The organism is Porphyrobacter sp. ULC335 (genome assembly GCF_025917005.1).
Taxonomy (GTDB): Bacteria; Pseudomonadota; Alphaproteobacteria; order Sphingomonadales; family Sphingomonadaceae; genus Erythrobacter.
In genome coordinates this window covers 1,772,373-1,786,319 of record NZ_CP078091.1, presented here as the reverse complement: position 1 = coordinate 1,786,319, position 13,947 = coordinate 1,772,373, and the positions used below count along the sequence as shown (strand labels likewise).

Annotated in this window: 15 protein-coding genes and 1 tRNA gene; 8 read left to right on the top strand and 8 right to left on the bottom strand. The window is 67.3% G+C overall.

Going from position 1 to position 13,947, the window contains the following annotated elements; genetic code table 11:
- Positions 1-93: 93 nt before the first annotated feature.
- Both KVF90_RS08450 and KVF90_RS08445 read right to left on the bottom strand, forming a co-directional pair.
- On the bottom strand, positions 94-1,080 hold the full coding sequence (locus KVF90_RS08450) for an asparaginase (RefSeq protein WP_264394402.1): 987 nt from the start codon (positions 1,078-1,080) through the stop codon (positions 94-96).
- A 9-nt stretch (positions 1,081-1,089) separates the two neighbouring features.
- Positions 1,090-1,695: a GNAT family N-acetyltransferase gene (locus tag KVF90_RS08445; RefSeq protein WP_264394401.1), complete on the bottom strand. Its 606-nt coding sequence runs from the start codon at positions 1,693-1,695 to the stop codon at positions 1,090-1,092.
- Positions 1,696-1,786: 91 nt separating this feature from the next.
- On the opposite strand from KVF90_RS08445, the gene KVF90_RS08440 reads away from it, so the two are divergent.
- The 3 genes from KVF90_RS08440 (at position 1,787) to asd (ending at position 3,614) form a co-directional block, all read left to right on the top strand.
- Positions 1,787-1,859, top strand: a tRNA-Val gene (locus KVF90_RS08440).
- 107 nt (positions 1,860-1,966) lie between these two features.
- A complete protein-coding gene (locus KVF90_RS08435; RefSeq protein ID WP_264394400.1) occupies positions 1,967-2,719 on the top strand; it encodes an SDR family oxidoreductase in 753 nt (250 codons plus the stop codon).
- Between the two features lie 46 nt (positions 2,720-2,765).
- Positions 2,766-3,614: an archaetidylserine decarboxylase gene (asd, locus tag KVF90_RS08430; protein ID WP_264394399.1), complete on the top strand. Its 849-nt coding sequence runs from the start codon at positions 2,766-2,768 to the stop codon at positions 3,612-3,614.
- Positions 3,615-3,616: 2 nt separating this feature from the next.
- Here the strand turns inward: asd and KVF90_RS08425 are convergent, their stop codons facing one another.
- Positions 3,617-4,183 (bottom strand): TlpA family protein disulfide reductase, encoded by a 567-nt coding sequence (locus tag KVF90_RS08425; RefSeq protein WP_264394398.1) that lies wholly within the window; start codon positions 4,181-4,183, stop codon positions 3,617-3,619.
- A gap of 34 nt (positions 4,184-4,217) precedes the next feature.
- On the opposite strand from KVF90_RS08425, the gene argH reads away from it, so the two are divergent.
- Genes argH through KVF90_RS08405 form a run of 4 tightly spaced genes read left to right on the top strand, consistent with a single transcriptional unit; the run spans position 4,218 to position 8,035 of the window.
- On the top strand, positions 4,218-5,594 hold the full coding sequence (gene argH, locus KVF90_RS08420; RefSeq protein WP_413677025.1) for an argininosuccinate lyase: 1,377 nt from the start codon (positions 4,218-4,220) through the stop codon (positions 5,592-5,594).
- Positions 5,591-5,830, top strand: a complete 240-nt coding sequence (locus KVF90_RS08415) for a hypothetical protein (RefSeq protein ID WP_264394396.1) — start codon at positions 5,591-5,593, stop codon at positions 5,828-5,830. Before argH ends, KVF90_RS08415 begins: the two co-directional genes overlap by 4 nt.
- 11 nt (positions 5,831-5,841) lie before the next feature.
- Positions 5,842-7,101, top strand: coding sequence for a diaminopimelate decarboxylase (gene lysA / locus KVF90_RS08410; RefSeq protein WP_264394395.1), 1,260 nt, complete (start codon positions 5,842-5,844; stop codon positions 7,099-7,101).
- Positions 7,102-7,108: 7 nt separating this feature from the next.
- The gene (locus tag KVF90_RS08405) at positions 7,109-8,035 is read left to right on the top strand and encodes a bifunctional precorrin-2 dehydrogenase/sirohydrochlorin ferrochelatase (protein ID WP_264394394.1); all 927 of its coding nucleotides are present in this window, start codon (positions 7,109-7,111) and stop codon (positions 8,033-8,035) included.
- Between the two features lie 3 nt (positions 8,036-8,038).
- Here the strand turns inward: KVF90_RS08405 and KVF90_RS08400 are convergent, their stop codons facing one another.
- The 3 genes from KVF90_RS08400 to KVF90_RS08390 form a co-directional block, all read right to left on the bottom strand.
- On the bottom strand, positions 8,039-9,070 hold the full coding sequence (locus KVF90_RS08400) for a MarR family transcriptional regulator (protein ID WP_264394393.1): 1,032 nt from the start codon (positions 9,068-9,070) through the stop codon (positions 8,039-8,041).
- 89 nt (positions 9,071-9,159) lie between these two features.
- Complete coding sequence (locus KVF90_RS08395) at positions 9,160-9,714, bottom strand: L,D-transpeptidase family protein (RefSeq protein WP_264394392.1); 555 nt, start codon at positions 9,712-9,714, stop codon at positions 9,160-9,162.
- Positions 9,715-9,960: 246 nt separating this feature from the next.
- A complete protein-coding gene (locus tag KVF90_RS08390; protein ID WP_264394391.1) occupies positions 9,961-11,250 on the bottom strand; it encodes an adenylosuccinate synthase in 1,290 nt (429 codons plus the stop codon).
- Positions 11,251-11,379: 129 nt separating this feature from the next.
- On the opposite strand from KVF90_RS08390, the gene KVF90_RS08385 reads away from it, so the two are divergent.
- Positions 11,380-12,420, top strand: coding sequence for an alpha/beta hydrolase (locus KVF90_RS08385; protein ID WP_413677023.1), 1,041 nt, complete (start codon positions 11,380-11,382; stop codon positions 12,418-12,420).
- A 4-nt stretch (positions 12,421-12,424) separates the two neighbouring features.
- On the opposite strand, the gene KVF90_RS08380 is transcribed toward KVF90_RS08385, so the two are convergent.
- Both KVF90_RS08380 and KVF90_RS08375 read right to left on the bottom strand, forming a co-directional pair.
- Positions 12,425-12,802 carry a RidA family protein gene (locus KVF90_RS08380; RefSeq protein ID WP_264394390.1) on the bottom strand — a complete coding sequence of 126 codons (378 nt, stop codon included), beginning with the start codon at positions 12,800-12,802 and terminating at the stop codon, positions 12,425-12,427.
- A complete protein-coding gene (locus tag KVF90_RS08375; protein ID WP_264394389.1) occupies positions 12,799-13,926 on the bottom strand; it encodes an ATP phosphoribosyltransferase regulatory subunit in 1,128 nt (375 codons plus the stop codon). Before KVF90_RS08375 ends, KVF90_RS08380 begins: the two co-directional genes overlap by 4 nt.
- Positions 13,927-13,947 lie beyond the last annotated feature (21 nt).

Here is a 13,947-nt window from a genome sequence, read left to right as displayed (position 1 = left end):
CGGGCCGACTGTGCCTCCCGGTGTTGCGCCGGGGGGTTAGCGCATCTGGTTGGAACTTGTAAGAAAACACGCAGGCCCGCAGCGACGAAGTGATCAGACCCCGTCAAATGCCGCCTGCACCGCCGCAGCTTCGGTAATACCGTTCGCGATCAGCACTATCAGCAGCATCCGTGCCCGCGCAGGGCCAAAGGCGCGAGCGGCGACCAATCCCAGCACATCGTCATCCACCTCGACATTGCGGTCGACCAGCCCCTCGTCGACGCGGGTCGAGCGTACTACCGGCACGCCGCTTGCCGCCGCGCGGGCCAGCGCTTCGATCACCACGCGCGGCGCATTGCCCTGCCCCATGCCCGCCAGCACGATCCCGCGCGCGCCGATGCCGAGCAGTGCCTCCACCGGCTTTTCGTCCATCCCCGCGCCGGCGGTCAGGATTGCCACACGCGGCAGTTCCGGAGGGAAGGCATAGCGCGCCAATTCGCCCGTACGGTGCGGGGGGCCGAACCAGTCGAGGGTCGCCGGGGTGACCCTTGCCAGTGGCCCGCGCGGGAAGGTGCGGAAGGCATCGATGCTCGACGTCGCGGCCTTGCGGGCGTCGCGTGCGGCCAGCACCGCATCGCCCATCACCAGCATGACGCCGCGCCCCGCGGCTTGAGGATCGCTCGCGACCTTCACCGCATTGGCGAAGTTGCGCATCCCGTCTGCCCCCACTGCATCGGCAGCGCGCATCGCGCCGACCATCACGATGGGCTTGTGAGTAGGCAATGTCAGATCAAGCAGGAATCCCGTCTCCTCCGCCGTATCGGTGCCGTGGGTGATGATGATGCCGTCAATCGCCGGATCAGCCAGCGCAGTGGTGCAGGCCGCGTGCAGCGCCTGCCATTCGGCCCAGCCAATGTCCTGCGAGCCGATCCGCGCAATCTCTTGCGGGACAAGTTCAGCCGCCAGCCCCAGCGCGGAAAGGTGCTCCACAAGAGTCCCCAGCGCGAGCCCACCGGGGCGGTAAGCCGCGCCGGTCGCGCCGGTGCCTGCGCCTGCAATCGTGCCGCCGGTGCCGAGAACCAGAATACGAGGGGTGGTCATGGCAGCGCCCTAGCCGCTGGTTGGCCCTGCGCCTAGCGCCGCGTCGTCGAACTGCGCAAACACCGCTGCCAGCCCCGGCACATCGCTCTCCGCGCGCAGAGCGCCCAGCGCCTCGGCAATGTCGATCTCCAGCACCGAGACGCCGGAGTCGTAGCCCACCCCTTCGGCCCCGAGCGAGCGGGCCAGCGACAGCGCCGGGCGGTTTTCAGGCAGGATGTGGACCGTGAAATGCGCTAGACCTTCGCGCGCGCAATCGAGCAGCAACACCGCTGTCAGCAACCGCGCAAGCCCGCGCCCGTGATAGTCGTCCACCACCGCGACCGAATATTCCGCGCCGTCTGGATCGTCCTTGTCGCGAAAGGCGTGGACCACGCCCAGCGCGGGCGTATCGGCCAAGTCAGACCGCAACGCGCCCCAAGCGATGTGATCATGCCCGTCGACGCTGGCGAGCGCGCGTAGCACCTGCGGCGGAGCCTCGCGCATGCCGGAGAAGAACCGCAGGTAGCGCGATTGCGGCGAAAGCTGCGCGATCCCGTCCTTCAGGCGCTGCTCGTCCCCGGGCCGCACCCGGCGGATACAGACCGGGGTTCCGTCATTGAGTTCGGTCTTGATCATCGTGCCTGCCATGCCTCGCTGGATTGCGCGCCTGTTCTAGCGGCTTGACCCCTGCCGCAACACAGGTAAACGGCGCGAAGCCAACGCCGTGGGGCGGTTAGCTCAGTTGGTAGAGCATCTCGTTTACACCGAGAGGGTCGGCGGTTCGAGCCCGTCACCGCCCACGGCGAACGCTTCGGCGCTCCCCAGCCACGGCCCATTTGATCAGGCGCGCTCGTGCTGCGATTCGGGCAAGCTGCAAGCCAGCGATCAATCGACAGGGAGAAGCGCCGTGGATCTGCAACTCGAGGGCAAAACCGCACTTGTGCTGGGCGCGAGCAAGGGGCTGGGCCGCGCCATTGCCGCCTCGCTTGGCGATGAGGGCGCGGATGTCATCACTGTGGCGCGATCGGCGAGTGATGTCTCCGCCGTCCAGCACATCATCGCCGACCTTGATAATCCCGCCGCCCCGCAGGCGATCATCGCGGCGGTGCGCGATGCGGGCCGTTCGCCCGATATCCTCGTGCTCAACTCCGGCGGCCCGCCGACCGGCGCGGCGGCGACGACCGGCCCCGATGATTTCGCCGCGGTGTTCAACCGCATGTTCAACGCCCAGCTGACGCTGGCGCAGGCGTTCCTGCCGGAGATGCGGGCGCGCGGCTTCGGACGCATTCTCGCGGTTGCCTCGACAAGCCTGCTGACGCCGATCCCCGGCCTTGTCCTGTCCAACGCGGTGCGCGCGATGCTCGCTTCGTGGTGCAAGACGCTCGCGGCCGAGGTCGCGGCGGACGGGGTGACGGTCAATCTGCTGCTGCCCGGCCAGATCGCCACCGACCGCCTGACCAGCCTCCACAGCGCCATGGCGGCGGGCAGCGGCATGGCACCCGAACAGATCACCGCCCGCTCGATCGCGGCGATCCCCGCAGGCAGGCTTGGACGGCCCGAGGAGTTCGGTGACATGGCAACCTTCCTCGCCAGCCCGCGTGCCAGCTTCATCACCGGCTGCGCGATCAAGGTCGACGGCGGGCAAACCGCGACGCTCTGATCCCCCGCAGCTTGCGCAGGGCCGCGACTGCCACTAGCGCATCCCCATGTCCTCAGCCTTCATCGCGCTCCAGCATATCCTTCCCCAACACGCCCTTTCGCGCTTTGCCGGGAGCATTGCCGCGAGCCGGACGCCGTGGCTGCGTGACCGGCTGATCCGCCGCTTCGTCGCGGCCTATGGGGTCGACCTTTCCGAAGCGGCGCGCGGCATCGGACAATTCACTAGCTTCAACGACTTCTTCACCCGGGAGCTGAAGCCCGGCGCACGCCCGCTGGCCGATGCGGGGCAGTGCATCCTCTCGCCTGCGGACGGCGCAGTCAGCCAGCTCGGCCCGATTGCGGCCGGGCGGATCATTCAGGCCAAAGGGCGCGACTATTCCGTGGCGGAGATCCTCGGCTGCAGCGCGGCAGAGGCAGTGCGGTTCGAGGGCGGGCGGTTCATGACCATCTATCTCAGCCCCAAGGATTATCACCGCGTCCACATGCCCGCCGCCGGCACCTTGCAGGCGACCAGCTACATCCCGGGTGATCTCTACTCGGTCAACGTCGCGACCGCCGCCGGGGTCGACCGGCTGTTCGCCCGCAATGAACGGCTCTCCTGCCGATTTGACGGACCGGACGGACATTTCGCCAGCGTGATGGTCGGCGCGATGATCGTGGCAGGGATCGACACCGTGTGGCCCAATGCCTTCCGCACCCACGCTTCGGCTCCGGTGCATGAAGCCTTCGCGGGCAAGGGTCATGCCTTTGCCGCCGGAGACGAGATGGGCCGGTTCTACCTCGGCTCCACCGTGGTGGTGCTGTTCGAGCCCGGCCGGGTCGAATGGCGCGAAGACCTGAAGCCGGGCGATCCGCTTCGCATGGGTCAGGCCATCGGGCAGCGGCTCACCGCCTGACGTTAATTCGCGGCCAGCGCCTCGCGCACCAGTGCCGCCGCCTCGGGGCTGTCCCATTCATAACCGCCTGCCACACGCAACACTTCCTTGCCCGACGCATCAAACAGGATCGTCAGCGGCAGCGCGCCTTCGGGCGTAAACTGCGCGGACAATTCTGTCTCGGGATCGAGCCACGGTTCGAGCCGCTTGAGCCCGGCCTTGGCGAAGAACGGCGTCACCACCTCGGCCCCGCGCACATCCTGACTGACGGTTATGACGCGCACCTCACCGTCCAGCTCTGCGGCCAGCGCATCAAGCTGCGGCATTTCCTTGACGCAGGGCGCGCACCATGTCGCCCACAGGTTGAGCAGCACCGGCCCGTCCTGCGCGCCAAGATCGAGCGTCTTGCCGCCCGCATCGCTGAACTGCATCGCCGGAAGCGGCGTACCGGCAAACTGGCGCGTCATCAGACCTGTCGGCGTCTTGGCCGCTTCCCCCTGCGCAACCGGTTGCGCCGGGGCCTCGGCAGCCCTATCGCATCCCGCCAGCAGCAGGAGCGGTAGTGCAAGGATGAGCGGCGAGCGGGACATGACAGGCTCCGATGCAGGGGCTGCGACCAACGCGATGTGGGGCGGGCGCTTCGCTGACGGCCCTAGCGCCATCATGCGCGAAATCAACGCCTCGATCCCCTTCGACAAGGCCCTGTGGCGGCAGGACATCGCCGCCAGCAAGGCGCATGTGGCGATGCTGGGCGCAGCGGGCATTGTCGCGCCCGAGGATACCGCCGCGATCAGCGCTGGCCTCGATGCCGTGGCCGCCGAATACGAAGCAAATGGCGTACCCGAGGATTGGGACCGCGAAGACATCCACATGACCACCGAGGCGCGGCTCGCCGAACTGATCGGGCCGGTCGCCGGAAGGCTCCACACCGCACGCAGCCGCAACGATCAGGTCGCAACCGATTTCCGCCTGTGGGTGCGCGATGCCTTTGCCCAGATGGACGAAGGGCTGGTCGCGCTCCAGCACGCTCTGGTGACCCGCGCGGGCGAACATGCAGACAGCATCATGCCCGGCTTCACCCACTTGCAGACCGCGCAGCCGGTAACCCTCGGCCACCACCTGATGGCCTATTACGAGATGTTCCGCCGGGATCGCGCACGGATTGCCGACGCGAAGGCGCGGATGAACGAATGCCCGCTCGGCTCTGCGGCGCTGGCAGGAACCGGCTTCCCGATCGACCGCGAGGCGACGGCGGCGGCGCTCGGCTTTGACCGGCCCACCGCCAATTCACTGGACGCCGTGTCCGACCGCGACTTTGCGCTAGACTTCCTGTGGAGCTGTTCGGCCACCGCACTGCATCTCTCGCGTCTGGCGGAGGAACTGATCCTGTGGGCCAGCCAGCCCTTCGGCTTCATCCGCCTGCCCGACAGCCTCTCGACCGGCTCGTCGATCATGCCGCAGAAGAAGAACCCCGATGCGGCCGAGCTGGTGCGCGGCCATTCCGGGCGCGTGATCGGGGCGCTGACCAGTTTGATGATTACCATGAAGGGCCTGCCGCTCGCCTATTCCAAGGACATGCAGGACGACAAGCCGCCGGTGTTCGAAGCGGCCAGCCTCATGGCGCTTTCAGTCGCGGCGATGACGGGCATGATCGCGGGGGCCACCTTCAACACCGCCCGGATGCGCGCCGCCGCCGAACTCGGCTATGCCACCGCGACCGACCTTGCCGACTGGCTGGTGAGGCAGGCGGGCATCCCGTTCCGCGAGGCGCACCATATCACCGGCGCTGCGGTCAAGCTGGCGGAATCGCGCGGAATCGCCCTCGATCAGCTGTCGATCGAAGACCTCAAGGTGATCGATGCGCGGATCGACGAAAGCGTCTATGCTGCGCTGTCGGTCGATGCCTCTGTCGCGGCGCGTGCGTCCTATGGCGGAACCGCGCCCGATCAGGTCCGTTGGCAGGTCGCGGCAGCGCGCAAGGCGCTGGGTATGGAGGAATGATGCGCACCATCGCTGCTATGGGCCTTGCCGCCCTGCTCTGCGCCTGCGGAACCAGAGCGCCGCTCACCCCGCCCGACGGCGCGGCCCTTCCCGCTGCGCCTTATGGCACCGCCACGAAACCTTCGGCGGAAGAACTGCTGCGCCGCGATGCCCTGGCTGCACCCGAACGCAGCGTGGAACTTCGCCGCCGCTCTGAAGAACGCCAGGACGATCCCTTCGATCTCCCGCCCGAATAGAAACGATACCAATGGACCATTTCTCCTATCGCGGCGGCGTGATGCACGCCGAGGACGTTCCGCTGCCGCTGATTGCCGATGCGGTCGGCACCCCCGTCTATGTCTATTCCCGCGCCACGCTGGAACGTCATGCCCGCGTGTTCCGCGAGGCGCTGGACGCAGTGCCGGACAAGCTGATCGCCTTTGCGGTGAAATCGAACCCCAACCTCGCCGTGCTCAAGGTGCTGGGCCGGCAGGGCATGGGCGCCGATGTGGTCTCGGTCGGCGAGATGCGCCGCGCTCTGGCCGCCGGGATCGCGCCGGAGATGATCGTCTTCTCGGGCGTGGGCAAGACGGCGGCGGAGATGGTCGCCGCGCTGGATGCCGGGATCGGCCAGTTCAATATCGAGAGCGAGGAAGAGGGCGTCGAACTCGCGGAGATCGCCGCCGCCAAGGGCATGACCGCGCAGTGCACGCTGCGGATCAATCCCGATGTCGACGCCGGCACTCACGACAAGATCTCGACCGGCAAGGCCGACAACAAGTTCGGCGTACCGATCAGCGAGGCCGGGCAGATTTTCGGCAAGCTGGCGGGACTGCCGGGGGTGAACCTGCGCGGCGTGGCGGTGCATATCGGCAGCCAGCTCGCCGACTTGGCCCCTCTGGAGGCGGCGTTCGCAAAGCTTGGCGCGCTGGTGACGGCGCTGCGCGGTGCGGGGCATGAGGTTACGCACGTGGACCTCGGCGGCGGGCTAGGCGTGCCTTACCGGGTGGGCGAAGTGCTGCCTGCGCCTGCGGAATATGGCGCGATGGTCGCGCGGGTGACCAAGGACTGGGGCGTAAAGCTGATCTTCGAACCCGGGCGCGTGATTGCCGGCAATGCGGGCGTGCTGCTGACCCGCGTGGTGCGGGTGAAGCGCGGGATCAAGGATCCCTTTGTGATCGTCGATGCGGCGATGAACGATCTGGCGCGGCCTGCCCTCTACGGCGCGTATCACCACTTCGAAGCGGTCGAGCCGACCGGCGCGCAGATGACGGCCAATATCGTCGGCCCGATCTGCGAAACCGGCGATACCTTTGCCATGGGCCGCGAATGCGACGCGTTGGAAGCAGGCGATCTCGCCGTGTTCCGCACCGCGGGCGCTTACGGCGCGACGATGGCCTCGTCCTACAATTCGCGCGGGTTCGTCGCCGAAGTTCTGGTCGACGGCGACAAGTTCGCCGTGGTCGCCGACCGGATCGAGGCAGGCGCGATCATGGATGCCGAGCGCGTGCCCGAATGGCTCGCCTGAGGGCGCGATGAGCCGAATCGCCAGCCTGCCACTGTTCCACCAAGTTTCGGGAAAACAGGTACTTGTGCTCGGCGATGGCCCGGCAGCGGAGCCCAAGCGGCGGTTGGTCGAGCGTGCCGGGGGCGTGATCGTCGACGACCTCGCCCGCGCGGTGGACGAGGGGGTGCGGCTCGCCTTCATTGCCTATGATGATGCAAGGGCCTGCGAGGTGGCGGCGATCAATGCGCGCTGTGCGGGGATGCTGGTCAATGTTGTCGACCGGCCAGACTTGTGCGACTTTACAACGCCTTCCATCCTTGATCGTGACCCGCTGCTGATCGCCATCGGCACCGGCGGCGCGTCTGCCGGGCTGGCAAAGCATGTGCGTTTGCGGTTGGAGCGGATGTTGCCGGACACGCTCGGCCTTCTCGCCAAGGCGCTGGAGACAGTGCGGCCGGTGCTGCGGCGGCGCTTTCCGGACGGGGCCGACCGGCGGCGCGTGGTCGATGCGGCTTTGCGCGAGGGCGGGCCGCTAGATCCGCTTGATACGCAGTCTTTTCAGCGTGTTGCCGATTGGGCCGAGGGCACGCTAGCGCCCGTTTCGGGAACCACATTCGCGATCACCCTCACCAGCCCTGACCCCGAAGAGCTGACCCTTCGCCAAGCACGTCTGCTAGGCGAGGCGGATGTCCTGCTGCTGGATGGCGACGTACCGGCAGCGATCCTCGCCAGAGCCCGTGCCGATGCGCAAAGGCGCCTGTTTCACGTGAAACAGGGCGTCGAAACGGGGTCTAAGGGGGGTCTGGAGGGGGTCAAAGGGGGGTCTAACCCGCGCAGCGAGGCCTTTGGACCGGGCGGGACGGGGTCTGAACGTGCGACCCCGCAATCCGACGAGGATGCTCCCGGCCTCACCCTGATCCTGCATTGGCGGCCCGGAGCTTGCCCCAGAGCCTGACCCTCAGGCGGCTTGCAGCACCGGAGTGCGCAGGCTCGCGAAATAGCCCGACATTGCCGCAATCGCCTTTTCGCTGAGCGCGATGAAGGCGCGGCGGCGGTCCGCCGGATCGGGCACGCGTATGAAGATGCCGGTTTCCACCATCTGTGTCAGCCAGCGCAGCGCGGTGGTGGCAGGCACCCCGGCAGCAATGCACAGCGAGGTGACCGAGACCTGCGCGCCTTCACCATGAGCGGCCGTGAGATCGAGCAGCATGTCCCACGCCGGATCGCCGAACAGCGCCGGGTCGAAGAACCGCGCGCGCGCCTGCCGGTTGGCGATGATCTGGCGCACCATCTGCGGATCGGGAAGCGCCGCCCGGCAATCTGACTGCTTTGCCGCTGCGCCGCCGCCAAATTCCGGCAGTTCCGGGCCGCTTGTGTCCGGGCGATAGCTGCGGAAATCCCGCTTGAATTCACCCAGAACCGTTCCGCGCCCTGCCTCCGGCTTGGACAGGCGATCAAGCGAATGGGCAATAGCCTCGACCTGCTGGGACAGGCGCAGCAAGGCCACGCGGTCTTCCTCGCCCATTTCGCGCAGGCGTGCCGCCCCCGCCTCACCCATCACCCGGCCAACCGCGATCACGCGTTCTGCCCGGCTGGGCGAGACAAGGATCTGCGGGTTCGATTGGTCGAGCACCGCAAAGACATCATCCAATCCCGCCAGATTGGTCGCCACGATCAGCTTCGCCCCCGATCGCGACACCCGCATATCGAGCCGCGCCAGCCCCGCCAGCATCATGCCGTCAATCCCGCGCGATCCGGTGACCGCGCAATCGACCACCACCACATCGCCCAGCAGAGCAATCGGCCCTTCAAGCAGGGCGCGCAGGCCCCCGCCGTCAATGCTGCGGAACCCCGCCCCGCCAAGGTCCGCACCGATCTGGCGGCGCAGGCCCTCATCCTCGCCAAAGATCGCGACGCGCGCGGGCAGCCCCGCCCCGTCCTGCGCGGTGTCGTAAGCAAAATCGGGAAACGGGGAAGCATCGTTCAACATGGGTGCGACTCCAACAATGTTGGAACACTTATGGAACAAAAACGGATCAGGTCAAGTATAAGTGCGTAGTGACGGTGGCTTAGCGTCGCCTAGGGCCTAATCTCGATCACCGTGCCATCCGGCACGATGCGCCACAATTCGGCGATTTCCGCGTTGGAAAAGGCAATGCAGCCATCGGTCCAGTCGCCGGGCACCCGCCCCATCGGCAGGGCGTTGGGCTGGCCGTGGAGGAAGATATCGCCCCCCGGCGACCGGCCATATTGCCGGGCGAAGGCGCGGTCCTCGGCATTGGGGTAGGATACCTTGAGGCTGAGATGATAGGCGCTGCCGGGATTGCGCCCCTCGATCACGTAGCGGCCTTCGGGCGTGCGCTCGTCGCCTTCGAACTGCTTGTGCCCCTCGGGCGCGTCACCCAGTTGCAGGCCCCGCCAAGCCTTGACCGGCTGGCCGCCCGCATAGGCGACCATCAACCGCTCCGACTTGTCGACGATCAGGTAATCGACACTGGTGAAGCGCTGATCCGGCACGATCCGCGCAGCCTCGCGCGCCAGCGGTGGCTGCGATGACGGCGCATCCGCCTGCTTGGGCGGCGGGTTGGCGCAGGCGGCCAAAGCTAGCAGCGGCAGGAGGGCGAAGCGGTGCATGTCAGGCATTCTAAACCCTGCCTGCGGTCGGGATCAACGATTGTTGCGCCAAGGAGATTTCACGCAAAGACCGCAGAGAAGGTTACGCGGCGTTGACGCGGATCGATTCACGCGAAGACGCAAAGATGTCGTGCAAAAACGCGGAAGCGCGCTCCATCTTCGCGTCTTCGCGTCTTCGCGTGAAATACAGCTCGGCCGCTGCGCAGCAGGACGCTCCTCCGCGTTCTCTACGTGAAACCCTCTTGCTCAATCCACAAAGGGATCGCGCATCAGGATCGTATCGTCCCGCTCGGGCGAGGTCGAAACCAGCGCCACGGGGCATTCGATCACCTCCTGAATGCGCTGGATATACTTGATCGCATTGGCAGGAAGATCGGCATAGGAGCGCGCGCCTGCGGTGCTCTCGGTCCAGCCGGGCATTTCCTCGTAGATCGGCTCGCACGCGGCCTGATCGGCGGCGTGGCTGGGGAGGTAGTCGTAAACCTTCCCGTGCAGGCGATAGCCGGTGCAGATCGCGACCTTCTCCAGCCCGTCGAGCACGTCGATCTTGGTCAGCGCGATGCCGGTCACGCCGCTGATCGCGCAGGACTGGCGCACCAGTACAGCATCGAACCAGCCGACGCGGCGCTTGCGGCCGGTGACGGTGCCGAATTCATGGCCCCGCTCGCCCAGACGCTGGCCGATGTCGTCTTCCAGTTCGGTCGGGAACGGGCCGGAGCCGACGCGGGTGGTGTAGGCCTTCACAATCCCGAGCACATAGCCGGTCGAATTGGGGCCGAGGCCGGAGCCGCTGGCCGCCGTGCCGCTGACGGTGTTCGACGAGGTGACGAAAGGATAGGTGCCGTGATCGACATCGAGCAGCACGCCCTGCGCGCCTTCGAACAGGATCTTGGCGCCCGCGCGGCGGACCTTCTTGAGGCGCTTCCACACCGGCTGGGCGAATTTCAGCACGAAGGGCGCGATTTCGCGCAGTTCTTCGAGCAGCGCGGCGCGGTCGACCGGCGGCTGACCGAAACCGGCGCGCAGCGCATCGTGGTGCGCGCAGAGGCGGTCAAGCTGGGGCTCCAGCGTATCGAGATGCGCCAGATCGCAGACGCGAATCGCGCGGCGGCCGACCTTGTCTTCGTAAGCCGGGCCGATGCCGCGTCCGGTGGTGCCGATCTTGCCCTTGCCCGCAGCCGTTTCGCGCAGGCCATCAAGGTCGCGGTGGAGCGGCAGAATCAGCGGGCAATTGTCGGCAACGGCAAGGTTCTCGTCGGTGATGGAAACGCCCTGCGCTTCGACCTTGGCGACCTCGTCACGCAAGGCCCAGGGATCCAGAACCACGCCATTGCCGATCACCGACAGCGTGCCCGACACGATGCCCGACGGGAGCAGCGAAAGCTTGTAGGTCTTGCCGTCGATCACCAGCGTGTGACCGGCGTTATGACCGCCCTGGAAACGCACCACCACGTCCGCGCGGCTGGCGAGCCAGTCGACAATCTTGCCCTTGCCCTCATCGCCCCACTGGGCGCCGATCACGGTGACGTTGGCCATTTCAATCCTTGTGTGCTGGTGGCGGGAAAAGCCGCGCGGGGCCTAGGCGTTCAGCGCCGGAGAGGCAAGCCGCGAAGGGTTTTCCGGGCGGCGGCGTTGAGGGCAAGAAAGTTCACAAGGATATTGCCCATGAACACGACCGCCAAAGCCCTGATCGCCGCCGGAGCGCTTGCCGTGCTGGCCAGCCCGATCCTTGCCCAGCAGCGCCGCGGGGGTGATCGCCTGCCGCAATCCTGCCGCGCGGAGATCGTCAAGCTGTGCGGCAGCGACCGTTCGCAGCTGCGCTCATGCCTGCCCGAAAAGGTGAGCGAGCTGTCCGAAGGATGCCGCACCGAACTGCGCTCGCGCATGGAAGGGCGGCGCGGGGGTGCGCGGGCCGGAGCGAAGGCCCCTGCCCCGCAGACGCTCGCCTACGGCAGCGATTCCCTGCAAGCGCTCGACCTGTGGGTGCCGCAGGGTGCCAAGTCCGCGCCGTTGGTGCTGTATGTCCATGGCGGCGGATGGAAGCGCGGATCGAAGAACAGCGCGACAGGCGGATCGATGCCCGCGCATATGCTGGCGCAGGGCTATGCCTTCGCCTCGATCGATTACCGGCTCGTCCCGCGCAACACGGTCGAAGAGCAGGCGAGCGATGTCGCCGCGGCGCTCGCCCATGTGCTGAAGCGTGCCGACTCGCTGGGGATTGACCGCAGCCGGGTGGTGCTGACCGGACACTCGGCAGGCGCGCATCTGGTCGCGCTGGTGGGGACGGACGAGCGCTATCTGAAGAAGGTCGGCCTGTCCTTCGCCGATATCGACGGGGTGATGCCCAATGATGGCGCGGCCTATGATGTGGCCGGGCAGATGAGCGCGGGGCCGAAGATGATGGCGGAGACCTATGTGCAGGCCTTCGGCACCGATCCGGCGCGGCAGAAGGCGCTCTCGCCGACCTTGCAGGCCGCCGCGCCCAACGCGCCCGCCTTCCTGCTGCTCCACGTCCAGCGCCCCGATGCGGTGGCCCAGACCAAGGCGCTGGCCGAGGCCTTGCAGCGCGGCGGATCGCAGGCCGAAATCGGCAGCTTCCCGGGCGAAGGCCTGCGCGGCCACATGGAGATCAACCGCAAGCTGGGCGAGCCCGATTATCCGGCGACCCCAGTGATGGATGCGTGGCTCAAGAAGGTGTTGGGCTGAGCCCTCACACGCTCGCGATCACGTCAATCTCGACCATCAATTCGGGCAGCGCGAGGCTGCGCACTTCCAGCGTCGTATCGGCCGGGTACGGCGGCGTGAACCAGCGCCGCCGTGCCTCGACGATCTTGGGAAAGTTGCCCATATCGGTGAGGTAGATCGTCACCTTGATCACCTTGGACAGGTCACTTCCGCCCGCCGCCAGCACGTTTTCGATATTGGCGAAGGTCTGCGCCAGCTGCGCGTCGAAATCGCCCTCGCCCACGATGCTGCCATCCGCGCCGATGCTCGCCTGGCCGGAGAGGAAGAGCAGGTTCCCCACCTGCCAGCCGGGCGCGATGCAATAGGGGGCGAGCGGGTCGTTCGGCAGGGTGATCGGCGTCATGCTTGCGGCTCCAGCAGGGCAGGCCCGCCCGCTTCAAGGATGTGGGTGCAGCCCAATGCGCGCGGGTCTTCGCCCTCGGCCAGTTGTGCGAGGGTGCGCGCCCCGCCGGCACGCAGGGATGTCGCAGCCGCCACGTCGTGGCCGAAGGGCAGCCAGATCAGCGGCTTGGCTTCCGGCTGGGGCGCAGCGTCGGCCAAGCGATCAAGATAGAGCGTGAAGCCGGTCGCCGCCTCGTCGCTGCCCGCGATCCGGTACGTCCCGCCCCGTCCCGCCGCGCGGCGCAGGCCATCGGCGTAGAGCGTGAAGCCGAACCACGACTGGTATTCGAACCCGTGCCGCTCGGTCGGGTCGAGGGTGATCCGCGCCGCATTGCCGACATGGGCGGCGATCTGCGCGAGCCCATCGAGCCGGGACTTCAGTGCCCCGCCCGCATCGACATCGCGCAGCGCGGCCAGCGCCTGATCGAACGGGCCGGTGGCGTAGAGCAGCGGCAGATAGGCCGCGCCCCCCGCCGCCTTCAGCCCGCCTGCATCCTTGGTGTCGAGTTCGCGCCGCACCGCCTCGATCTGCTCGGGCGCCAGCGGGAAGGCTTTCGCTGCCAGCGTATCGACCAGATCGGGTAGCGTGAAATCGACCGAGATGCCGGTCAGCCCGGCCGCAGTGAGCGCCTCGACCGCGAGCATTACCGCCTCGCTCGCCGCAGCGACGCTGTCCGACCCGATCAGCTCCGCGCCCAGTTGCAGCCGTTCACGCGCGGGATCAAGCTGGCTGGCCTTGATGACGACCGTATCGCCGCAATAGGCGAGCCGCAGCGGACGCGGCGCGCTCGCGAGGCTGGTTGCGGCAATGCGCCCGACCTGCGGGGTCATGTCGGAACGCAGCGCAAGCGTGCGCAGCGATGCGGGATCGACGAAGCGGAACATTGCCCGCCCCTCGCCCTTGGCAACGCCCGCCATGCGACCCGCCAGCGAAGCCTCGAATTCGAGCAGCGGCGGGCGGACACGGTCATATCCATGCGCGTCCAGCACATCGAGACACGCGCGCATCATCGCCGTGATCCGCGCCGCTTCGAGCGGGAGGCGGTCTTCGAGGCCTTCGGGGAGGAGGTCGTTGGGTTGGGTCATATGCCCTCGCGCTTAGCGGGT